The following is a 22,637-nucleotide window of genomic DNA, read 5'->3' as shown; positions in this document are numbered from 1 at the left end:
GGACGAGCGTATTTACTAATATTCAGAGTCCTATTGCTATAAGCATGTATCGCTAGTTCATCATTATAGATAATGCCAATTCGCAAGCGTTGGGCTTTTCTCGTTGGGATTAATCGCTATACCGCGTACAGTAGCCTTAGTTACTGTGTGGATGACATTTTAGCTCTCGCAAAGCTTTTGGAAGCAGCAGGCTATGTAACGGTCTGCCTCCATGATCGCTTGGACGCAGAAAACAGACGCTTTCCTACCGTGGATAACATCCGCGAAGAGTTCAAAAGCTTGTGCAAAGCCATTAAGGACGGTGAAAATCAGGGGCAAGATGATTTGCTTCTGGTCTACTTTGCTTGTCATGGTACTCGTACCTCCGATGGTCAGCCCCGTTTAGTTTCCAAAGATACCCGTAAGAACTTACTAGAAGATCGAGCAATATCGATCACAGAAATTGAAGCAGGAATGGAAATGAGTGGGGCTGGGTGCAGGATCTTAATGTTAGATGCTTGTCACATTGGGCTGGGAAAAACAAATACCCGTGCTCCAGAAGATCCCGAACTATTGAGAAAAATACATGATCTCGCTAAAGGCTATGCGCTCCTCGCCGCTAGTACAGATCAGCAAGACGCTCATGAGTGGGATGGAGTCAAACATGGCATCTTTAGCTTCTATGTATTATCGGGTTTGAGTGGAGAGGCCGATTTGCACGGTAAGAACTATGTCACCGTGAATGATTTGTCTGGATATATATTAAGCAACTTGCAGGATTGGCGGGTTCGCCAGGGGGTTGATCAGGTTCCCCAAGGAAGGGTTGAAGGCAATCTTGGTGACTTTATTCTTGTCGATGGTTATCAAAATAATCCAAGTCTTATAACGCCAGAGATTGTTCCAACCGACAATAGTGCCCTTGCGCAGGGAATCCAAAGCCGGGGGCGATCGCCCTCCCAGATCGTCGAGTGTCTCTGGTCGTTGAACTGTAAGTCTCAGTGTGATGAGTTTGGCACAGGCCCGGTGAGACCTCGACGGGCAGCAGCGTTTGTGGTGCAAGCTAAGGATACCCGCATTCAGCAATGGCTGGTGAAACGCCTAGTGAATCAAATTCCAAATGTTGCCAACGCTAAAGTATTTCCCATTGTGGTGCCCAGCCATCCCATGTGGAAACGGCGTAATTTTGATGAGCTGTGGTTGGACTTATCGCGTAAGTTGGAGTGCCCAGCAGATCCCACATCGGTAATTGATGCATTGGTTCAGATTTATCGGACCAAGCCTATTATTATTGCCATGTATGGATGGACTGAGATGGCGCGATCGCAAACCCTACAACAGGATGTATTGACGAAACTTTGGCAACCCCTGGTCAAAGCCATAGGTGCGTTGGAAGAACAACCTGTGCGATCGCGCGCCATCTTGTTGCTGGCGGAGGGACATGATTCAGCGGCCTCTGCATCCCAGGTTGGAAGTCCAGACGACGCTGATATTCCCAAGCGCCTCGCTCCCCTCACAGAAATCACCTACGAGCACCTGGCTGACTGGATGGAAAGCGATGCCGTGTTTTCTGTCTTAAGCCAATTGATGCCACAAGAACAGGTCGAACTCCTGATTCGTGAGGAAATTCAGGAGTGGAGCACAGACCCCGTGCAGGCGATCGAGCAGATTTGCTACATCTTTAACCTGGATAACGGCATTGCCGATATTGAAGCGGAATGGAGACTGGCAGGATGACAAACCAGACTGATGTAGACTACACCTATTCAGGAGATCCAAAATACCAGCCTCCAGCCTCTGGTATCCGGGATACCAAGGGGAGAGAGTATTTTCCCTATTTGCCAGAACCAGGGTTAAGGAAGGCGCTGAATCTGGCCATTACGTTGCAGCGTCCGCTCCTTCTGGAAGGGGAACCGGGGTGTGGTAAAACCCGAGTTGCTTCGGCGCTGGCCTACGAATTGGCTTGCAGGAGTTGGGGAACAAGGCCCGTTGATGCCAAGAAAACAAAAGGGCCAAAACAGCCGAAGGAATGGTGGAATTTCTATATCTGGAATATCACGTCCACGAGCCGTGCCCAGGATGGTCTGTACACTTTCGATGCGGTGGGGCGATTGCGGGATGCCCAGTTGATGGGAACAGATCCGGCTCGGCTGCATCAGTTTTTAGGGGGTGATGCAGAAGCGCTGGAAAAGCGCATGAAGGATAAGAAGGAGTATCGGGAGTTTGGGGCTTTAGGAGAAGCCCTGCGAGAGCAAACCTACCGCCCTGTTCTGCTGATTGATGAAATTGACAAAGCGGATAGCGACTTTCCCAATGACTTGCTGTTGGAATTGGATGAATTGCGTTTTACGATCGCTGAGACTCAAGAGGATGTTGGGCCACCAGAAGCCTATAACAAACCCATTATTCTCATTACCAGTAACCGAGAAAAGCCTTTGCCAGAGCCATTTCTGCGCCGCTGCTTATACTACTATGTTCCCTTTCCCCAGGAAGACGCGTTAAGGGACATTATCAAAGCTCGTTTTGGGGAACGGATAGGGCAAAAGGAGGATATTGTTAATCTGGCGCTGAAGAAGTTTGACTTGATTCATAAACTGCTGGAAAGGCAACCGGGCAGCCGTCCTCCTGGAACTAGCGAATTATTGGAGTTTTTGACTGCCTTAATTCAGGAAAATAGAAAAGTTGAAGACACCCTCGCTGAATTGGAAAACCTGGCTGAAGAATTACCTTTACTGGGGACGCTAATCAAAACGAAGGCTGACCAGGATCTCTTCAAGGCATCTCAAAAAGCGATGAAAGATAATGGCTGATCTGGTCTTTCCATTTCTAGACCTGTTTGAAATGCTGCAACGGGAGGGCATGAAGCTGTCGCCTGAGCAGTATGATTTACTGCGGCAAGCCCTCAGTCAGGGATTGGGGCTGGAAAACTGGGATGGTCAGAATTGGGATGATTTGCGTCAGATTTGTCGGGTCTTATGGGTGAAGCCCAGCCGCAACTACGATGCTCAGGTATTTGAACAGGTTTTTGATCGCTACGTTCGGCAAAAACGGCGGGAAATTCAACAAGCGCAAAAGCTTGTAGAGGAAGCACCTAAGCCAGAATCACGCAAGTCACCTGATCCCACTCGACAATGGCCCAAGGTACCACCTCGTAAGATGCCTGTTAACCAACCCGCACCCGAAGAAGCGAAAACCCCTATTGCTGTTAAAACAGGGCTTGCCGGATTGCCTGAGGTCGATGAGTCAGGGCTATCCCTGACACCAAGCCAGTTTCCTCTCCCCCAGCGAGCGATTCTTGATACCTGGCAACTGTTGCGTCGTCCCCTACGGAAAGGCATTCGGGATGAACTGGACCTGGATGCGACGATTCGGTGCATTACTAAGCAGGGGTATTTCAGTGATGTGGTGATGCGCCCTATTAAGAGCAAACGGGCCGAACTCATTGTGTTTGTTGACGATAGTAATGTAATGCTGCCTTTCTGGCCTGCATTACAGCCGTTAGTTAACGCTATTGAAAGCCAGAAAATTACCCCTGCAACCATCTACCGTTTCACCACCTATCCCGATGAGTATTTGTATGCCTGGAAGCAACCGACCCAGGCTCTTCCCTTCGATCAAATCCTGGCAAGAATGCATCCTCGTCGGACAATTGTGCTGATTTGGGGAGATGCAGGGGCAACACAGGCAAGTCCTTTAGATGACCATCGGCAGGGGTTGCTGCAATTTTTGACGCGGCTTAGCCCCTGTGTCCGATCGCTGATCTGGCTCAATCCGCTACCACCCCACCGATGGGTCAACACTCTGGCATCGGAGGTAGCCTACTGGTTGGATGGACGGATGACATATTTGAGTGCGCCTGCGGTGTTGTCGCTGGCAAAACTACCTGCTTCGGATGATCGCTTGTTTTTACGGGCACCTGTCTAGGAAGGGGATTTATGGTGAGCTTTAAACAACGACAACGATTTGCCAAAGACCCTACAGAACAGCGGGTGAATGCCTTTACACAGCGTTATGGGCGGCAGGCCACAAACCTAGCGGCCCATGCGGCATTTCCCCTAACGCTCACGACGGATGTAGTTTACTGCTTACGGGAATCCTTTTTACCCGACTGTCCCTGGTACGCGGCAGCGGATGTGCTGCTTTCGGGGCTATGCATTTCCGCAGGGCATGACCTGTATGAAATGGACGCTGCTACCCGTCGATACCTATTGCGTTATCTGGTGGATCAGTTTGGGGAGGGGCGTATCGAGGAGTTGGAGCGGTTTATGGTGGCGTATTTGCGCCATCGGCTGATAGGAGACAACCCAGATGAGCGTGCTCTACTGTTGGGAGAAAAGCCTAACTGGACGGCATTGGCTTGTTTGCAACCGGGGGATGCCTATGAAGAAATCCGCCAAACTCTGGAACAACTCGCCCTTCAGGACACAGACCCCAATGAACGCTTCCGGCTTGCTTCCCTGGTCGAGAGTTATGGAGATTTTCTGGCCGATCGCGGGTATCAACCGGTGCTACTGGAGTGGGCCGATCGCATTGCTGAAGGAGAACCCATCGATGAAACCGCAGAGGTCGTAGGGCAGCTTCAGCAATCAGGCTTTATTGTGAACTGGGTAGATTTCGAGGTCGCTACTGTTCTCTTCGGAGTAGAGGTTCCCCCCTTAACAGAGAGTGAACTGAGCGAGTTTGAGTTTGAGTCGGTGACGGTGGATGATCGTGGGAAGGTTGTTGATAGGCAAACCCATCGGTCGTTTTACTTTGAAGAGCCTTTGGGAGAAGGCGTGTCACCCCTAAAGATGGTGGCTATACCCAGTGGAGAATTTATGATGGGGTCTCCGGATGATGAACCTGGACGATACGACGATGAAGGTCCACAGCATCGAGTAACGGTATCTCCATTTTTCATGGGCCAGTATCCTGTCACTCAGGCTCAGTGGCGAATGGTGGCGACACTACCTGAAAAAGAAAGAGAACTAAACCCTGAGCCTGCTCACTTTAAGGGGCAGGAGAATTGCCCAGTGGAGCAGGTTTCCTGGTGGGATGCCATAGAATTTTGTGCACGGATATCAGAGTACACAGGACGTACCTATCGGTTGCCAACGGAGGCAGAATGGGAGTATGCCTGCCGTGCTGAAACTGTGACCCCATTTCATTTTGGGTCAACCATGACAACGGACTTAGCCAATTACGATGGGTCTGTCTTTTTGAACGAGCCAGAGGGACAGAGCCGAGGTAAAACTACACCAGTGGGGCAGTTTCCACCGAATGCCTTTGGACTTTATGATATGCATGGCAACGTTTGGGAGTGGTGCCTTGACCACTGGCGCAATGGCTACGAAGGTGTACCTACCGATGGTAGTGCCTGGTTAACAAAAAATGATGATGCAAGACGATTGACCCGTGGTGGGTATTGGGGCGAACTCCCAATGTACTGCCGTTCCGCATGCCGCATCAACCTAGAGCCCAACGATCGCCTTAACTTTATTGGTTTCCGAGTTGTGTGTGAGGCTTGAGGCCTTTGATATGCCTTTTCTCTTTTTCCTTACTTTCCCCTTGGGCGATCGCGCGATCGCCTCAAACTCCTACTGTATGACTACGCCGTGGGTCTATTAAACATACCTGTACTGATTCAGCGGCTTCAGAGTTGGGAAGCCTACCTCAAACATGGGAACACCTACTGCCTACGTCGGCATATCTTTGACGCAACGGTTTTAGGAGAAAACGTATTAAAAAAGGTGATCGACAACCTTCAGGAAGTAATACCAAACCGCTGCTTTCAGATATTCTTGTGGATGGGGCGGGCAGCCAAACGCGGCGGGTCTTGGAATAATCCTCTGAGGAATTGCCATTCCGCGTATCGCAACAACAATATTGGTTTTCGAGTGGTATGCGAGGCCCGAGCACTCCTTTGCGCTAGAGTTGGCAGGTGTGAATCTGTCGAGCGTGCCAGGGAGGAGTCCAGACCTGTTCCAGCGATGCTCAGGCATCCGAAAAGTAAACAGGGCCAGAGGGCTTAGTAGGTAACTCTCGAACCGTCCTCTGGCTCACCCATTTCTATAACAAAATGCCAGCAATGCCTCAAGAAAACCTGCGTGCTTTTATTTTTACATCACCATTCGAGCATCATATCGTTGCAGGTTTTTTAACGTCTCAGGATGTGACGATTTACGAAGGAACTGTTTATGAAACAAGCCAATTTACAGGTAACAATTTGGTTTGGGATGTAGGGCTTGCCCAAATTGAGGCCGATGACATAACAAGTACCGTTGTACAGGCAAAACGAGCGATCGCCTACTTCAAACCTCATGTCATCTTCCTGATCGGAGTTGCGATAGGCATCCAAGATGTTCTTCCCGGTGATGTTGTTGTGGCTACCGAGATTTATGGATATAGACACGAAAAATCAGGAGAAGTTTACAATCTCCCATTTGAAATGCTTGGGTTTGGTTCCTATGGTTTACAGCAATGCGCAAGAACTGAAGCCCAACAAAAAAATTGGCTAGACAGGTTACCTAAATTTCCTTCACCCACTCCAGAGGTTCATCTTGCGCCCGTCGTCTTTGAAGAGAGGGATGCGACCTCAGTAAAACGTTCACAGTCGAATTATCAGGACGCTCAAGCTGTTGATCCGGAAAGCTACGGTTTTTATGAGATTGCAAGAGAACTTCAACGCCCTGTCGCAGGCATAGTTATACGAGGAATTTCCGAGCTTATTGATGATGATAGAAGAAGAGAGACCGATCGCATTGCGAGGGAAACAGCCGCTCAACATGCCAGTGCGTTTGCTTTCCAACTACTCGCTAACTTTGTTCCTGATTCCATCCTGACAGACGCCCAGGATGATCCGGAGCAGTCATTCCAGGAAGACAATGAACCTATTAGTATTTTAAGGAAACCCCGACGAGCGCAGTGCTTCACCGAATCTGCGATTCACCTCGACCTGATGCTGATTCCCGCTGGAACTTTTATGATGGGTTCTCCACCAGAAGAACTGTGGCACTATGACAATGAAGGCCCTCAACACGAAGTCACAGTCCCCACTTTCCTGATGGGTCGCTACCCGGTAACCCAAGCTCAATGGCGAGCCATCGCTGATCGCACTGACTTAAAAGTAAATCTGGATCTCGACCCTGATCCATCACGCTTTAAGGGAGACGATCGCCCCGTTGATTGGGAGTCTTGGTATGAGGCGGTGGAGTTTTGCGATCGACTGTCTCGCCTTACTGGACACACCTATCGTTTGCCCACAGAAGCAGAATGGGAATATGCTTGCCGCGCCCATACAAAAACTCCATTCCACTTTGGCGAAAGTATTACCACCGACTTGGCTAATTATTCTGGAGAAGAAGATGAATTTGGTATCCCCGGCAGCTATGGCAAGGGACCTCAAGGAAACTACAGAGAAGCCACTACCTCAGTTATCCACTTTCATTCCCTAGCAAACAGCTTTGGCTTGTGTGACATGCACGGCAATGTGTGGGAGTGGTGCCTTGACCACTGGCATGACGATTACGAAGGGGCACCTACAGATGGTAGGGCTTGGTTAACAAAAAACACTGATGCAGGACGATTGGCGCGCGGTGGGTCTTACAATCAGCATCCGGGTCGTTGCCGTTCTGCGTCTCGTCGCACCGCTCTTCCCAGCAACCGCATCGACCATATTGGTTTCCGAGTGGTATGCGAGGCCCGAGGACTTTAATTTCCCTTTTCTCTTTTTTCTTCTTTCCCTCTTCTGCGAGTGAAGCGAGCGCGATCAATTTTTTTGATACCTCTTCCCCTTCCACATTTTTTAAGGCAAGCAGATCATGCAGGGCAAGGAAAAGTTAACCTGCATGAAATTTCTATCCCTTAATACTCCGCTGGGAGAAGAAGAATTCCCCTTTGCAAGTACAGCCGGATTTCTTTAAGCGGAAAGTCGGTAAAGGGAATAGTTTGTGTAACCGCAATATCATCTGTATCTCGTTCGCAACTCAGCACTGCCGACCGATTGTCGTTGACCGTAAGCGCCCAGAATTGAATCTGTTGCAACATCTGGTCATCTCTAATCCGTGGATCGATTTGCCAAGAGGCGATCGCATCAATGAGCCAGTATGCGCCACCACGTTCAGCGAGGAAAAATACGCCGTCTGTGTACTGAATTCCTAACCAGTGCTGATAATATGTGCTCGTTCCAGTAAATTGCGTGAGATCCGCTGCGGTGAGCGGATGGGATGAGTGAGCCATGGAAAGATGCCCTTTGCATGAGAGGAGCAACAAGCCATGCCCGTGCAAAACCTTATGGTGTAAACCAATCAGTTTTTGCCCTGCATGGTCTCACTACCCATGCAGGCATCTTCTACCCTTACCTAATTGTGTTGTGGTCGTGCTCACGTTAATGTGCAATTAACGTGTGCGGATTAAGGGCTGTCAAGATAAAAGCGTATTGACAGAAAAATTTTAGAATTCGGGTACAAACAACTCTCTTTTCTTACCTGCATAGTGCTTGTAAATAACCTCAGGAGAGTTTCCTACCAGTCGTGCGACATCTTTTACATCTAGTCGTTCACCGTGTTCACCAGTCGCTTCTAGTGCCAATGTGATAAATGTATGGCGTGTTTGGTAGAGCTTTCGATAGCGAATATCTAAACCTTCTAAAATAGGTTTCCACAAACGTATCCGCAGGTTGTTGGTATCAATCCATTTACCTTCAGGACTAGGAAAGACAAGGTCTGTAGGTTGGCAGTTTGTGGGTTTAATTGCACTCAGCAGATCTCTTAGAGACTGGTTACAGGGAAAAACCCTTCTCTTTTGTCCATTCTTGAGTCCTGGATTAATTTTCTTGCCACTACTGGTATTAATAAGCCTCTGTTGGAACATCACTTTGTCTAACTCTGGAGAAATATGTCCCCACATTAATGAGACTGCTTCAGAAGGGCGGCACCCTGTCTTAAACAGAAATGACATCAGAGGGTGATAGTAGGAGTGCTTGTACGCGGAAGCCTTAGGGCAGAAGGTGTTTAAGGCTATCGCATTGAGAATACAGTCTCGCTCTTCTGCCGAAAACGGATCAATGTCGTACTCCTCTTCTTCCTTCTTGGGAATTTTAATATTCTCAGCCATCCCTACAAAGGGATTCGCCTCAATCATCCCAGCCTCGATTGCCCAGGTACAGCATGCAGCCAACCGAGTCAGAAAACGCTTGGCAGAATCAAGCGGAATTTCCTTCACCACAAAATCCCGAATTTCTCCCGCTTCATGGAGCTCATGGGTTGGAAGCCGCTTCATATAGCCGGTGTAGACCCCATACATGTAGCGCATCGTATTCTCGGAACACTGGGGAGTTTTATACTCGATGAATTTGTCCCATAGCTCGGAGAGGGAGGGCTTGGGGGGAGCGATTGGGGTAATTGGGGTAAGCGTACTTAAGGCAGACTGAGGCTTATATTTCTCAAGGGTTGGGTCAAAATTACCCGAAGCAATATCGAGCTCGATTTGCCGAGCTTTCATTTCTACTGCTTTTCGATTGACTGGATTGTCTGCAAAGCCTGTGGAGAGGTAGTGGCGTCGTCCCGCGAACGTAAAAACCAGCTGGAGGCGACTGTTAGAGGATTTGATCTGAACAGCCCCTTTTGATGCCTTTCGGGATTTTGAGATATCTGGTTGTGAGGGTGCCATAGTTCAAATGAACCATATATTTACCCCAATCTTACCCCAATTTTTTAGCTAAAAGCCTCAAAAGATGCCCAAACTTATCCCCGAATCATCAGCTACTTCAGCAGGAAAAACCGCTACAATACATGTAGCAAAAGCATAGAACCACTGATGTGAAAGGTTTTTCCTAGAAAGCGGACGATGGGACTCGAACCCACGACGTTCAGCTTGGGAAGCTGACATTCTACCACTGAATTACGTCCGCGTAGTACATCTGCTCAGGCAAAACCGCCTTTGCGGAAGTGATTCTCATATTAGCATCAGAAAACACCTTTTAGCCCATCTCTCTCCAACGTTTTGACGGGTTGTGGGATGAACCGCAGGTTTACTCCATAACACGCCTCTATCAACTCACTCTGACGTTTTGATGGGTTGTGACGTAGTCCACAGGTTTACCCCACAACCCACCTCCTATCAAGCCACGCTTGTTAAGATCCGAGTAATATACTGGTCGATCGCGCGAGGGATTCTTTCATGACCGTTAGCCTTTCTCCCCAAGCTCAGGGTATTGCGCCAGGGACGCTGCGGCGCATTCATCACATTGCCCTGAACGTGCAGGATATGCAAACCTCCCGGCACTTCTATGGAACCGTGTTGGGCTTGCATGAGCTGGAAGGGGAGGAGGTGCCTTCTACCCTGAAGGAGCTCGTCGCTGCGGGAAAGGTCGCTAACTTCATAACGCCGGATGGCGTCATTCTGGATTTATTCTACGAACCTGCATTGTCGCCTCCCCACCCTGACCCGACCCAGCAGTTTACCCGGGCGAACCATCTGGCTTTTGATATTGCCCCTGAGCTGTTCGATCAGGCTGTCGAAGCCTTGCACCACCATCAGGTACAGATTGACCATGGTCCCGTTTCTCGCCCTACAGGGCGGGGGATATATTTTTACGATCCTGACGGTTTTTTAATTGAGATTCGGTGCGATCGCTCCTAAATCACAATACACAGGCCAGAATTTCAATTTGCCTCGTTGCTAAATAGAGCTATGAGGATGTGGAATTGTAGTTCCACATCCTCATAGCTCTATTTAGCAACACCTAAGGAGGTTTCTGCATAAGAATTTACCCAGAATGTTGGTGCTTTGCCCGCTTCGCGGGCAAAGCACCAACATTCTGGGGGTAATTTCATTACTGGAAATCTCCTAATTTGTTGTCTCTTTGAACGGTGAATTAAGGTTCTGGCTTATTTGACAAGTTGTGACGCGATCAAAACTCGGACCGATCTGTGCCGTTCGATATGCTGAGAAGGGAGAGAAACCGCTAAGCTATTACGGACGAGTTTTGCGATCGCATGTCAGCTCTGGGCCTATTCTCTGATTTACTGGGATCCAATCATCTCCGTTTACCGCTATCGAGTTGGTTACTGGCTAATACCCCTGAGGCTGCTGAAACTGGGCCTCTCGTTCTGTGCGGTGTGCTGCTGAGCTTGGTAGTTGTTTACCTGGCCGCCAAGGTTGGGGGAGAACTCTGTGCCCGTATTAACCTGCCCTCTGTTTTAGGGGAACTGGTCGGCGGGGTCGTGGTTGGCGTCTCAGCCCTGCAACTCCTCTCCTTTCCAGAGAGTGGAGGTGGGGAAACAGGTTCCCTCATCATTCGCTTCCTGGAAGCTACCGGTGGGCTATCGCTGGATGCAGCTCCTACGGTATTTCAAGCAGAGTCGGAGGTGCTGAACATTCTGGCAGAACTAGGAGTCATTATTCTCCTGTTCGAGATCGGGTTGGAATCCGATCTGAAAGAATTAATTCGCGTGGGGCCTCAGGCCGCTGTCGTTGCCGTGGTGGGGGTTGTCATGCCCTTTGCCTTGGGGACCATTGGCCTGACCGCTTTATTTCATGTGCCGACCATTCCGGCGGTGTTTGCTGGGGCAGCCCTGACGGCCACGAGCATTGGTATTACGGCTAAGGTGCTTTCCGAGCTGCAACAACTCAGTTCCCGCGAAGGTCAAATCATTATTGGGGCGGCTGTCCTCGATGATGTGCTCGGCATTATTGTGCTAGCCGTCGTTGCTAGCCTGGCTAAGACGGGTGAAATTGAAATCATTCGGGTCGTTTATCTGATTGTGGGAGCTGGAGTTTTCCTGATTGGCTCCATCTTGCTGGGTCGTCTGCTGAGCCCCTACTTTGTAGCTCTGGTTGACCAACTCAAGACTCGCGGTCAGGTGCTTATTGCTTCGCTGATTTTCACCTTCATCCTGTCGTATATTGGGGCCGTCATTCAGCTGGAGGCCATTCTGGGAGCCTTCGCAGCGGGCCTTATTTTGGCAGAAACGACCAAGCGCGAGGAGCTGGAGGAGCAAATCATTCCCATTGCCGATATGCTGGTGCCAATTTTCTTTGTGACAGTGGGTGCCCGAACGGATGTGAGTGTATTGAATCCGTTTGAGCCGAGCAATCGCGAAGGGCTGATTGTGGCAGCGTTTCTGGTGGTCGTGGCCATCATCGGTAAACTGGTGACCGGATTTGTGGTGTTTGGCCAGGAGAAGATCAACCGGCTGGCGATCGGGGTAGGGATGATACCACGAGGTGAGGTTGGTCTGGTATTTGTCGGGGTCGGTTCTGCCACTGGTATCCTGTCCAAGTCCCTGGAAGCTGGCATTATTGTGATGGTAATCCTGACCACCTTCCTGGCTCCGGCCTTACTTCGGGTTGTTTTCCAATTAACTGGTAAAGAAGACACCCCAGACGCCGATCAGGCTGCCTTAGAAGAAGTCGCTCAGGAAAAAAGCTGAGGAATACACACTGCAATGGCAACTCACAACTGAAGCTATTGTGTGTGGTGGGAAGGTATCTATCTATTCGGTTCCGGATAGGCGAGATGCCTTCCTAAGTAAGAATTTGTAGTGTGATAGCGCTATATGTTCAGAACCAGGACGTTTAGTTTTTGGAAAAACTAAACGTCCTAACCAGATGACGTAAGGCTATATATGGCGTGCGGTGGTTTTATGTCTCATAGAACATAGATGAAACATAAGCTTGTTGTCATCTTGCAAGCTAAAGCCCTTTTGGCATGTCACAGGACTTACCAACTAGCGAGTAGAACTTTACTACATCTGCCATTTCATACAGCAATTCTCATTTTGAAATCAGGCCCGAAGACCGCGCGCCAAAGGCGCGCGGTCTTCGGGCCTCAAAGCCAAGAGTTCACGCCCGTAGGGCGTGAACTCTTGGCTTTGAGGCCCATACTGAGAATTGCTGCATTTCATACTCTATACTTGACAAATTTGTTTAAGGCTTGTGCAGGTTTGAGGCCGAGAACCCATTTGAGGAAGGTGGGGTGTACGCACCCAGCCTCTTGCCAAATGGGTTCTCGGATAGGCTTTAAAGGAGCTTCAGCTTGCAAAAATCGAAAGTCCGTCCATTTGAGATAAGAGGAATTCCTCGCAGTAGCCCTCTCTTAGAGAAATAAACACTTATCCCTTGTCAATGCCACGATTTTGCAATGACCAAAATTTACCGACGGAATCGTTGAAGACTGCTATATACTGCGTGGAGGTTTGGTAATTAAGAGAACTCAGGGGGGCTGAAACTTCTAAGTTTGTCTCTACGTCCAAAAGGCTGTAGAGAAAAATTCCTGGAATGTCTTTTTTCGGGAGTGACTCATGTTTTATTATTCGCTCAACAATTCCTTCTTGCATCTAGATAAAAGTTGGTATCAAGATTTCAATCTCGAAATTTGTACCGATTTTGGGAAAGGCTGTACGAACAATATGAATGACCGTAACGTGAGTCTACCCAACGACTTCCGAATCGACTTTGGATGAGGTTTGTTGTGAATTTTAAGTGGATTGTGCCCAGTGTTGTGGGCGTTGTAGGTTCCCTGTTAGTTTCAACGAGTGCAGCCTACGCCGGGACGTTGCAGAACTGGCGATTTGATTCCAACCAGAATCGGCTCGTACTCGTGACCGATGAGGGCGTCCAGCCCAGAGCTCAATTAATCGCAGACCCAACCCGATTAGTCATTGACCTGCCTGGTATTCAACTCGGGCAATCGACCCTGAGGCAATCTGTTAGTGGTGCCGTTCGAGAAGTACGAGTGGGGCAGTTTGATGCCAGTACCACTCGGATCGTCGTTGAACTGAGCCCTGGTTACACCCTCAATCCCGAGCAAATTGTGATTCGGGGGGCGACCCCTACAGAGTGGTCAATTCAGTTACCGACACCTCAACTGAGCCAAAACCCAACGCAGCCTCCCAGTAACCCTCGTCCCTCCCCGACACCTTCTGAAAACACGCCACCGGGAAGCTCAGGGGTGGCTCAGATCCAGGATATTCAGACGGTGACAGATGGGTTCTTTATTCGCACCACGGGGGGCACCCCTCGAGTCAGTCTGGATCGGAACCGCGATCGCGACGAACTGCGTATTGACCTGCGAGATGCCCGCCTGGCCTCAAATTTAGATGATCGCACCCTGCAGGTTAATAGCAGCGGCGTCGAGAGCATTGAACTGAATCAACGACGGCGCGATCGCGCGCGTATTACCCTCAACTTAGAGGATGAGGATATCAACTGGGTTGCCAGTGTTGCACCCAATGGCATTACACTGATTCGGAACCGATTGTCGGGCGATCGCGTTGTCACTAGCCGTACTCCTGTCGCGACAACACCCCCATCGACCCAACCTCCGACTCAACCCTCGCCGCCTACTCGTCCACCCACCCAGCCTCCGACCCAAACCCAAGTTACCCAGGTTGAATCGGTAGAGTTGGATCGTAGCGGTCAACGGTTGTTGATTCGCACCAATCAACCGTTTAGGTATCGGACGGAGCGCGATCGCTCCACTGGAGCCTTCAACATCATCATTCCGTCGGCTCGTCTGGCCGACAGCATCCCCGATCCGCAGTTAGACCGGAATAGCCCTCTGCGTCGGGTGCGCCTACGGCAGGAGACCGACCAATCGGTTGTGATTCAGGTTGAACCGGCTGCTAATGTCCAGATTGGTGAAGCTAATCTGGTGTCTCAACAGTTGCTCGCCCTGGAGTTGCAGCGCCAAAACACGCCCAGTCGTCCGAATCCTCCTTCTGCCGGAGGTTTGCCGGAAGTCCGTAGCGGCCTGACGGTGGTACTTGATCCGGGGCATGGGGGGTATGACCCTGGTGCTGTGGGAAGGGGTGGCCTCGAAGAAGAAGACGTCGTGCTGGATGTGGGGCTGAAAGTGGCTCAAATATTAGAACAGCAAGGTGTACGGGTTGTGATGACCCGGCAGGGAGATACAGACATTGACCTGGAACCCCGTGTACAAATTGCTGAAAATTCTAATGCCAACATCTTTGTCAGCATCCATGCTAACTCCATCAGCCTGTCTCGCCCTGAAGTGAATGGCATCGAAACCTTCTATGCTTCCCCCGAAGGAGCGCGGCTGGGACGAGTTATCCATGACAGCATGATTCAGTTCTCAGGGTTTAATGACCGGGGGCTGAAATCTGCTCGGTTCTACGTGATCCGCAACACGTCGATGCCAGCAGTGTTGTTAGAAATCGGTTTTGTGACTGGGGCACATGATGCACCTCTTTTGGCAGATTCAGACTGGCGATCGCAAATGTCGGTAGCCATTGCACGAGGAATCCTGCAATATTTATCACAAAACTACTAATCCTAGTGTGGTGTGCCCGTGATTGATCGCCCGAACCCGAACTCGTATCGTCCTAACCTGTCCAGCGTCTCTGCTTCGCCCTATTCTGCTCTCTCTCCCCGCCCTGACGCCACCCACGCCCCGATTGGGCTATTTGACAGTGGCGTCGGCGGTCTGACCGTGCTGCGTGAGGTCTACCGTCAGTTACCTCACGAGTCTACGGTGTATTTTGGAGACACCGCCCGGGTGCCTTATGGCACCCGTAGCGAAGCCGAAATTCTGCAATTTGTGAGGGAAATTCTGACCTGGATGCAGAGTCAGGGCGTCAAAATGGTCATTATGGCCTGTAATACCAGTTCAGCCCTGGTGCTGGAGGCGGTACAGCCCGAGTTTCCCATGCCGGTGTTGGGGGTAATTTTGCCGGGAGCTCAAGCCGCTGTGCAGACCGGAAAGCGCATTGGCGTCATTGCAACTCCTGCTACTGCGGCCAGCAATGCCTACTGTCGCGCCATCGAAGAAATTGATTCAACGGCTCAGGTATGGCAGGTAGGATGCCCTGAATTTGTTCCATTGATTGAGCAGAATCGCATCCACGACCCTTACACAGAACAAGTGGCCCGGCGCTACCTTGCTCCTCTCCTGGAGCAGGGCATTGATACGCTAATCTACGGTTGCACCCACTATCCCCATCTGGCCCCTGTGTTGAAAAAGATTCTGCCACCCACAGTGCGTCTGGTAGATCCAGCAGTTTCGGTGGTGAAGGCCGCAGAGCGCGAGTTAGATGCTCTGGGACTGCGCAGGAATACATCCGGCGAGGGGAAGGCGATCCCCTCCTTGACCCAACAAAGCCGCTTCTATGTGAGCGGCCAACCCACTACGTTTGCCCAGATTTCAGAACAATGGCTTGGGCAAGTTCCTGTGGTTGAGCAAGTGAGTGTTGCTGGTTTAGCATTAGAGATTCCAGAGCCCCTCTAAATGTTACGTTTAGGCCATTTCGTCAGTATGGAAAAAAACGAGAACCCTGGTGTTTTCAGAAATACCAGGGTTCTAATATTTAATAGACTTCCTGTGCGAATTGTTGAACGGCCAGGTTGTTCATTGATTCACATAGGGTTATTTTTTCGTGCGCTTTGTGCACGAAAAAATAACCCTTTCAATCAGCTTTAAAGCGCGCTCAGTGAGAACACGCTTCTTTTACCAAAGGGGTGTAGCAGACGCTCCGTGTGTTTCTCCTACAAGGATGATTGAACACTTGATCCGTTGCAGCAACGGTGTCGTTTCATCACTCATTGCAAGGCCATCAGCTCCAACACGGCGACGGTGCGATCGCAGCACCACCAAATCATGGGTACTTGCTTCGCGAAGAATGCCTGTGGAGATGCGATCAGAATCCTCCACTTTAATTTCTACCTCTGCATCATTAGGAAAGTATTGGGAACGCAAGGTAGCAAGTTGTTCTCGTACCCAGTTCTTACGGGTGGGGGAGAAGGAGCGATCGTGAATGTGCAGTAGCGTTACCTTTGCCCCAGTTTCAGAGGCAATAATTTGGGCAATACGAACCGGTCTCAAAATGGACGTATTAAAGTCTTCAACGGGAACAAGAACCCGTTGCATGGCAAAGGGAGATTCCAGCAAGCGGATAATCGCAACACGACAGTGCGCTGCCCACAGAACCTTGTCGGTAATGTTGCCAAAAAGGCGAGAGCGAATGCCAATATATTCGCTCATCCCCAACACAATGACACTGGCATCCTGTTCACGCGCTGCCTCACAAATACCCGCAGCAATATCAGAGGTAATGCGCAGTACTGGCTCCGTCTCAATTCCCAACTCGCGGCTCGCTTCGTTGGCTTCTGCCAGCAGTTTCTTACTGCGTTCGATCGACTGATCCAATAAAGGAGAATCCATTCGGGATTGAGATAAGGCAATGGATAAGGGAACAATGCGTCCCCCTTCGTGGCGGGCTAGTAAGGTCGCAATTTCTAAAAGAAACCGTTCGTTTTTGGGGTTGTTAACGGGGACAACCGCTGTATAAGTTTCGGGAGATAAGGTGTGTTCTAGAGCAGAGGAAGGGGCCGTAGGAGGAGTGAAGCGATTGCTGCTCTCCACCAACTGTGGAGCCGAACGCGATGTAATCAGTGGCCCTAGAATTGATGTGATCAACATCATCAAGACAACGCTGTTGAACACGGTTTCCTTGATAATTTCGTGCTCATAACCGACTTGAGCCGCCGCCAAAGTTGCGGCTACCTGGGGCATAGAGAGGGACCACATTGTTAGGGTTTGATGCCAGTTGTAGTGATACAACGGTTTAACAGCAAAGGCCGCTATAAACTTGCTGACAATCAACCCTAATACAATGGTGAGTGAAAGGCCGATGGAACTGAGGCTTTCAAAGAATGCTCCTACATCGAGTAACAATCCCATCCCCACAAAGAACATAGGGATAAAGAGCACAGAACCAATAAACTCGACCTTTTCTTTGACGGGGCTATCTCCCAAAACCCCATTCACCGATAGACCTGCTAAGAAGGCCCCGACAATTGGCTCAACTCCAATAAGCTGAGCGCATACCGAAGCTAGAAAGACAGCCAGCAGAACAAATAGAAATTGATTTCCCTGGTCATCTCTGGACTTGCGGAAGAATTGTTTGCCCAGGCGATCGAGACCAAAAACCGTTGCCACGGTATAGACGGCCAGGGAACCTAATAAAAAGAGCAATCGGGTCAGGGTAAAGTCTCCTTTACTAATTCCGACACAAATTGCCAGAACTAGTAGAGCCGATATATCTGTAAAGATTGTGGCTCCAATGGTTACCGTAACGGCTTCGTTATTCACTACCCCTAGGCGTCGCACAATCGGGTATGCCAATAGGGTATGGGACGCTAGCAAAGACCCAATTAAGATGGAGGCTAACCAACCAGAATTGAATGCCAAACCAATTAGCGTTCCCGCGATGAATGGAAAGATGAAGGTGGAAAAGCCAAAGCCCAAAGAACGGTTTTTAGTGCGTTGAAATTGCGATAAATCAATTTCTAAACCCGCCACAAACATCAGGTAAATCTTCCCAATGTCTGAGAGCAACCCCATCGTTTCGGACTCTTTGCTGAGCAGGTTAAAGCCACTTGAACCCAAAACAACCCCGGCCAGCAGAAGACCTACCAGCCCCGGAAGTCGCATGCGTTCGAAGATGGGAGGCAATATTAAAATAACGGCCAGTAGCAAAACAAAGGTGACGATTGGCTCTTGAAATGAGAGCGTTTCCATAGAAGTTAATCAGCCCAGGAGTGAAGGATAAACTCTGCCTAATAAGCAACAGTCGTAATTTGTGACCAGTGAAATAAAACTACTCAGATAAAAATAGCGACATTCATCATAGTTCTGGAGATAACTTCAATAAACCAATCCAAGGGTAGATTTCCTGGCATGGAGGGCGATCGCTCAACCCTTTCTAAAATCAAATCCCGAAAGTCCTATTTTTTGTGCGCAAAACGTACGAAAAATAGGACTTCCGGGCTCTGGTGCAAGACCTGAAAATACCAACTCAATTGAATATAAAATTCCAAAAGCTGTGCTATCCACTTTGTAAGCAGCCTAGCTTTTTGGGATTTTATATTCAATTACGCCCACTTAAGTTACAAATTAATTTCATTTCTCTTGCATCTTTCTGAAAAATTACTCTACTTTTGCCTTCAAAGGCTTAAGTGGAAGAGGCGTAGCGCATAGCGCTACGCCTCTTCCACTTAAAGAGTGTCTGCCGATGAAAATTCTTGTGGGACCCAATACAAGCTTGCTCCCACCCTCGCAATTTAACTTTCCTTGCCGTCTGTCAGTCCCGGCAGGTCAAGGGTATTAAGCGATCGCCCCTCTGTCAAATTCTGCACTGCCGTACTCAAGTCAATGCCGGTCGTTTGACGGAGTTGTTCAACAAATGACGCAATTTTGGTCGCTGAGGTGCCATTTTTGCCATCCACAACCGTGACATTTTCCACATGCACTTCAGGAATGGCATCCGTGAGAATTTGCAGCAGGGGTTCCAATCGCTGTAGCAAGAAAATATCACGGGCATTGTCTCCAGCGGATTTCCAGGATTCGGCCAGACGCAAGCTACCTTCGACACGGGCCTTACCATCCTCAATGATACGAGCGGCTTCCCCCTGGGCACGGGCGATAGCCTGCTTACAATCTGCCTCTGCCGGGGCGATGACATCTGCCTGAAGCTGTTGCTCCACCTGCTTGATCCGCTCCTGCTGCACGGGCACTTCTGCTTGAATACGGGCCAGTTCGGCTGCGATTTCGGCTTCAGCCTCGGCAATTACTGCGTCACGCTTGGTGAGCGCATCCGTGATGCGGCGTTCGGCCTCGGCGCGGGCAATCCCCATGTCACGTTCCAGTTGGCTTAGAGACGTGATCTTCTGGTTTTCAGCCGTTTGAATTGCGGATTCCGCCTTAGCAGTTGCTTCCGCAATGCGGGCATCTCGTTGTAGATCGGCCTGTTGTTTGCGCCCAATGGAATTCAAATAGCGTACATCATCAGAAATGTTCTGAATTTTCAGGGTGTCCAGTACCAGACCCAGCTTCACCAGATCATCCTCAGCCTCATCCAGTAAGCTGCGGGCAAAGGCCATCTTGTCTTCGTTCACCTGCTCGGGTGTCAGGCTAGCCAGTACTCCCCGCAAGTTGCCCTCTAGAGTTTCCTTCGCCATCTGTTCAATTTCCTGGCGGGTCTTGCCCAATAGCCGCTCGATGGCGTTATGAATGGCGGGCTCCTCCCCGGCAATTTTGATGTTGGCAACCCCCTCCACTGTCAGAGGAATGCCCCCCTTACAGTAAGCATTGGAAACTTTCAGGTCGATGATCATGTTGCTCAAATCCATCTTCAGCGCCCGTTCCAGGAGGGGAATCCGAACGCTACTGCCCCCCTTTACCAGGCGATAACCGACACGCCGATCATCGGAAAGGCGGCGAGTTGGGCCTGCAAAAATTAGCACCTCGTTAGGCTGACAGATGTAATACAAATTGCGGATGACCAGGGCACCGGCTCCTGTGCCAGCACCGAGGATCATCAGCAGGGCAAAAATTGCCTCCATGAGGGTCTCCTTGAAGTGGAAATATTGTTTAGAAAATGATTGAGGGATTGATTTTGGGCGGCAGAAGCACGTCCTCAATCAACCATTGAAAATGCAGAGCCATTAGGATTTGGTGCGGATGGCGCTCACTTCCACAGCTTCTGAGGATTTGCCATTGCCGTTACCGTTGTAGCGATCGCGCTGCAAGTTCAAACTCACATTAATACCAAGGGTTTTCTCTACCTGGTCAAGGAAGCGCTGCACCATCTCTGGGTAGCCATTGATCAGACTGGCTAGCGCTCGGCCATCGCCACTATCAATTACATTCACGTGTTGCATGTGCAGTCGGTTGGGCACTTTCGCGGCTTCCTTCAACACCATTTCGATTTGCTGAATCAGGAATAACTCCGACGCGTCCACACCCGTCCTGTGCCATACATCTGACAGCATTTCGTTCACCAGCGCAGCCGCCTTAGCATTTTCCGCCAGAGCCGCAGCAGAGCCTTTTGCCTCAAAGGTTTTAGCTTCCCGCTCTGCCTCAGCAGGTAAGACCTGATCGGCTTCCAATCGCAACCGTTCTAACTCAGCCCGGACAGTTTGCAGCTTTTGCTCCGCCCGAGCACGCGCTTCCTTGGCAGCCGCAACGGTGCGCTCCTCCTCGGATTTGGCCTGTTGCTCCAGTTCAGCTTTAATCTTGCGCAGCTCATTGGCTCGCTGTTGCGTCACTGCCAATGCCTGAGATTTGGCAACTTCTGCTTGCTGCATACACTCCGCTTCCTTACGGTCGGCCTGACTCATGGCCTCTGCCTCAGCAATTTCAGCATCTCGAATAATTTGTGAAATCCGTTTGCGCCCGATAGAACGCAGATAATCTACATCATCGGCCACACTTTGGATTTTTAAGGTATCCAATTGCAAGCCCAGCTTGGTTAAATCGCGGGCCACGTCTTCGGCAATCTGCTCGGCAAATTGCAACCGATCTTCATTTACCTGCTCCGGGGTGAGGGTTGCCACGATACCCCGCAAGTTTCCTTCCAACGTTTCCCGCGCTACACGGATGATCTCAGAGCGATCGCGCTCCAAAAAACGCTCAATAGCATTACCCACAACGGCTGGATCACCGGAAACTTTGACATTGGCGATCGCTTGAATCTGCAACGGAATGCCCCCCTTCGAGTAAGCATTCCGCACCTCCACAGGTACGGGCATCGTCGTCAAATCCATCTTGCGCACCGTCTCCAGAATGGGAATGGCTATTACACGCCCTCCAAAGATGACGCGATAGCCTACCTCTTCCCCACTTTCCGTGCGATGTTTGCGGCCTGACAGAATGAGAATTTCGTTGGGGTTGCAGATTTTCATGAAGTTCTGGATGAACCAGGCCAGGAAAAACGCACCCAGCACCGTCAAAGCCAGGGGACCAACCGGCAGCGACATCTGCTGCGCCTGAATGGGCGTGACGTCACTCAGGCCTTCCACCTGGGAAGACGGGGTATTCGATGAAGCCAGGGTATAAGATTGAAAATTCATAAGTTATAGAGTTGGGAAATGATGCGTCAGGGATTGCAAAATCTAGAGGTATCAAACAGCGCGGCTCAACATTACGCGCTTAGATCCGGTGCGGATGACTCTGCTGGAATCACCCAGAGGCGATTGTTTTCAGTGCCAATCACCAGGATGCGATCGCCCCGTTCCAGTGGCTGCTGGTCGTTGGTATAAGCGATATAGTCCACCACACTTCCTTTGACCCGTACTCGCACTTTGCCCCGGGTACTGGCATCAAACGGCACTTCCACCGTGCCTTCAAGCCCTGCCAAATCAGCGGTTTCTACCAGGCTGCTGGCATAGCGTTGTCGTAGGGCTCGCAGGGTCAACGCCATCATGGAGCCGCACAGTAACCCCATGAGTACAGCAACGATCGCGACTACCCCAGGGTTCAGCCCCAGGTTGGTCAACACCAAGCCGGTAAGGCCAAAGAAGCACAGGCCAAACGTCCAGAACTTAAAGCTGGTGAGCAGGCTCAGGGGTGAGCTACGCTGGGCTCGCGCAAACAGAGATGGAGAGGGGCGATCGCCTGGATCAGTGAATTCCAGGTCGCGATCGCTATCAGCATCTGTAGGAACCTCGAACTCAAAGTGCCCATCTGCCAGATCGGCCCCATCAAGGCCCCCCAGGATGGCCATGAGAACGAATGCGCCACCTAATACGAAAGAAATCCAATATAACATCCCTATTTGGGTTGAAATTCCTACCTAATCACTCCAATCTTAGTAGCGACTTTTACGGAAGCCTGGAATTGAAATGAGTGTTAACGCAAGATAAAGAAATAAAACTTCAGA

The 22,637-nt window shown here is 50.1% G+C and carries 15 protein-coding genes and 1 tRNA gene; 9 read left to right on the top strand and 7 right to left on the bottom strand.

The window, feature by feature from the left end:
• Window positions 1-72 precede the first annotated feature (72 nt).
• The 5 genes from NDI52_RS07345 to NDI52_RS07325 all read left to right on the top strand — a co-directional run bounded on the left by NDI52_RS07345 (window position 73) and on the right by NDI52_RS07325 (window position 7,669).
• A complete protein-coding gene (locus NDI52_RS07345) occupies window positions 73-1,713 on the top strand; it encodes a caspase family protein (protein ID WP_348256340.1) in 1,641 nt (546 codons plus the stop codon).
• Entirely contained in the window at window positions 1,710-2,786 is a 1,077-nt protein-coding gene (locus NDI52_RS07340) for a MoxR family ATPase (protein WP_348256339.1), read from the top strand. Before NDI52_RS07345 ends, NDI52_RS07340 begins: the two co-directional genes overlap by 4 nt.
• Window positions 2,779-3,900: a hypothetical protein gene (locus NDI52_RS07335; protein WP_348256338.1), complete on the top strand. Its 1,122-nt coding sequence runs from the start codon at window positions 2,779-2,781 to the stop codon at window positions 3,898-3,900. Before NDI52_RS07340 ends, NDI52_RS07335 begins: the two co-directional genes overlap by 8 nt.
• A gap of 11 nt (window positions 3,901-3,911) precedes the next feature.
• The gene (locus tag NDI52_RS07330; RefSeq protein ID WP_348256337.1) at window positions 3,912-5,483 is read left to right on the top strand and encodes a formylglycine-generating enzyme family protein; all 1,572 of its coding nucleotides are present in this window, start codon (window positions 3,912-3,914) and stop codon (window positions 5,481-5,483) included.
• A gap of 551 nt (window positions 5,484-6,034) precedes the next feature.
• Window positions 6,035-7,669 (top strand): SUMF1/EgtB/PvdO family nonheme iron enzyme, encoded by a 1,635-nt coding sequence (locus NDI52_RS07325; RefSeq protein WP_348256336.1) that lies wholly within the window; start codon window positions 6,035-6,037, stop codon window positions 7,667-7,669.
• A 149-nt stretch (window positions 7,670-7,818) separates the two neighbouring features.
• Here the strand turns inward: NDI52_RS07325 and NDI52_RS07320 are convergent, their stop codons facing one another.
• From NDI52_RS07320 to NDI52_RS07310, 3 genes are all read right to left on the bottom strand, one after another.
• Window positions 7,819-8,193 (bottom strand): DUF6876 family protein, encoded by a 375-nt coding sequence (locus NDI52_RS07320; RefSeq protein ID WP_348256335.1) that lies wholly within the window; start codon window positions 8,191-8,193, stop codon window positions 7,819-7,821.
• A 213-nt stretch (window positions 8,194-8,406) separates the two neighbouring features.
• Window positions 8,407-9,624 carry a DUF3596 domain-containing protein gene (locus NDI52_RS07315; protein WP_348256334.1) on the bottom strand — a complete coding sequence of 406 codons (1,218 nt, stop codon included), beginning with the start codon at window positions 9,622-9,624 and terminating at the stop codon, window positions 8,407-8,409.
• 169 nt (window positions 9,625-9,793) lie between these two features.
• Window positions 9,794-9,865: transfer RNA gene (locus NDI52_RS07310), tRNA-Gly, on the bottom strand.
• Between the two features lie 269 nt (window positions 9,866-10,134).
• Here NDI52_RS07310 and NDI52_RS07305 point away from each other — a divergent pair.
• The 4 genes from NDI52_RS07305 (at window position 10,135) to murI (ending at window position 16,204) form a co-directional block, all read left to right on the top strand.
• Entirely contained in the window at window positions 10,135-10,596 is a 462-nt protein-coding gene (locus NDI52_RS07305; protein WP_190771801.1) for a VOC family protein, read from the top strand.
• A gap of 356 nt (window positions 10,597-10,952) precedes the next feature.
• Complete coding sequence (locus NDI52_RS07300) at window positions 10,953-12,389, top strand: cation:proton antiporter (RefSeq protein WP_190773430.1); 1,437 nt, start codon at window positions 10,953-10,955, stop codon at window positions 12,387-12,389.
• 1,040 nt (window positions 12,390-13,429) lie between these two features.
• A complete protein-coding gene (locus NDI52_RS07295; RefSeq protein ID WP_190773429.1) occupies window positions 13,430-15,250 on the top strand; it encodes an N-acetylmuramoyl-L-alanine amidase in 1,821 nt (606 codons plus the stop codon).
• Between the two features lie 57 nt (window positions 15,251-15,307).
• Window positions 15,308-16,204 carry a glutamate racemase gene (murI, locus tag NDI52_RS07290; RefSeq protein WP_190773431.1) on the top strand — a complete coding sequence of 299 codons (897 nt, stop codon included), beginning with the start codon at window positions 15,308-15,310 and terminating at the stop codon, window positions 16,202-16,204.
• 219 nt (window positions 16,205-16,423) lie between these two features.
• Here murI and NDI52_RS07285 read toward each other — a convergent pair whose 3' ends face one another.
• The 4 genes from NDI52_RS07285 to NDI52_RS07270 all read right to left on the bottom strand — a co-directional run bounded on the left by NDI52_RS07285 (window position 16,424) and on the right by NDI52_RS07270 (window position 22,481).
• Entirely contained in the window at window positions 16,424-18,496 is a 2,073-nt protein-coding gene (locus tag NDI52_RS07285; RefSeq protein ID WP_190773428.1) for a cation:proton antiporter, read from the bottom strand.
• A 542-nt stretch (window positions 18,497-19,038) separates the two neighbouring features.
• Entirely contained in the window at window positions 19,039-20,319 is a 1,281-nt protein-coding gene (locus NDI52_RS07280) for an SPFH domain-containing protein (protein WP_190773427.1), read from the bottom strand.
• Window positions 20,320-20,421: 102 nt separating this feature from the next.
• Entirely contained in the window at window positions 20,422-21,735 is a 1,314-nt protein-coding gene (locus NDI52_RS07275; RefSeq protein WP_206754945.1) for an SPFH domain-containing protein, read from the bottom strand.
• 164 nt (window positions 21,736-21,899) lie between these two features.
• Entirely contained in the window at window positions 21,900-22,481 is a 582-nt protein-coding gene (locus tag NDI52_RS07270; RefSeq protein WP_199307867.1) for an NfeD family protein, read from the bottom strand.
• Window positions 22,482-22,637 lie beyond the last annotated feature (156 nt).

Origin of the sequence: Leptolyngbya sp. PL-A3 (assembly GCF_039962325.1) — a bacterium.
In the GTDB taxonomy this organism is placed as follows: Bacteria; Cyanobacteriota; Cyanobacteriia; order Elainellales; family Elainellaceae; genus Vacuolonema.
The sequence above is the reverse complement of the archived record's forward strand: the minus strand, read 5'-3'. Positions and strand labels throughout refer to the sequence as shown.

Excerpts from the sequence above, each read along its gene's own strand:
- NDI52_RS07345 (WP_348256340.1), top strand. The coding sequence starts at position 73 with ATGCCAATTCGCAAGCGTTGGGCTTTTCTCGTTGGGATTAATCGCTAT.
- NDI52_RS07340 (WP_348256339.1), top strand. The coding sequence starts at position 1,710 with ATGACAAACCAGACTGATGTAGACTACACCTATTCAGGAGATCCAAAA.
- NDI52_RS07335 (WP_348256338.1), top strand. The coding sequence starts at position 2,779 with ATGGCTGATCTGGTCTTTCCATTTCTAGACCTGTTTGAAATGCTGCAA.
- NDI52_RS07330 (WP_348256337.1), top strand. The coding sequence starts at position 3,912 with ATGGTGAGCTTTAAACAACGACAACGATTTGCCAAAGACCCTACAGAA.
- NDI52_RS07325 (WP_348256336.1), top strand. The coding sequence starts at position 6,035 with ATGCCAGCAATGCCTCAAGAAAACCTGCGTGCTTTTATTTTTACATCA.
- NDI52_RS07320 (WP_348256335.1), bottom strand. The coding sequence starts at position 8,193 with ATGGCTCACTCATCCCATCCGCTCACCGCAGCGGATCTCACGCAATTT.
- NDI52_RS07315 (WP_348256334.1), bottom strand. The coding sequence starts at position 9,624 with ATGGCACCCTCACAACCAGATATCTCAAAATCCCGAAAGGCATCAAAA.
- NDI52_RS07305 (WP_190771801.1), top strand. The coding sequence starts at position 10,135 with ATGACCGTTAGCCTTTCTCCCCAAGCTCAGGGTATTGCGCCAGGGACG.
- NDI52_RS07300 (WP_190773430.1), top strand. The coding sequence starts at position 10,953 with ATGTCAGCTCTGGGCCTATTCTCTGATTTACTGGGATCCAATCATCTC.
- NDI52_RS07285 (WP_190773428.1), bottom strand. The coding sequence starts at position 18,496 with ATGGAAACGCTCTCATTTCAAGAGCCAATCGTCACCTTTGTTTTGCTA.
- NDI52_RS07280 (WP_190773427.1), bottom strand. The coding sequence starts at position 20,319 with ATGGAGGCAATTTTTGCCCTGCTGATGATCCTCGGTGCTGGCACAGGA.
- NDI52_RS07275 (WP_206754945.1), bottom strand. The coding sequence starts at position 21,735 with ATGTCGCTGCCGGTTGGTCCCCTGGCTTTGACGGTGCTGGGTGCGTTT.
- NDI52_RS07270 (WP_199307867.1), bottom strand. The coding sequence starts at position 22,481 with ATGGCCATCCTGGGGGGCCTTGATGGGGCCGATCTGGCAGATGGGCAC.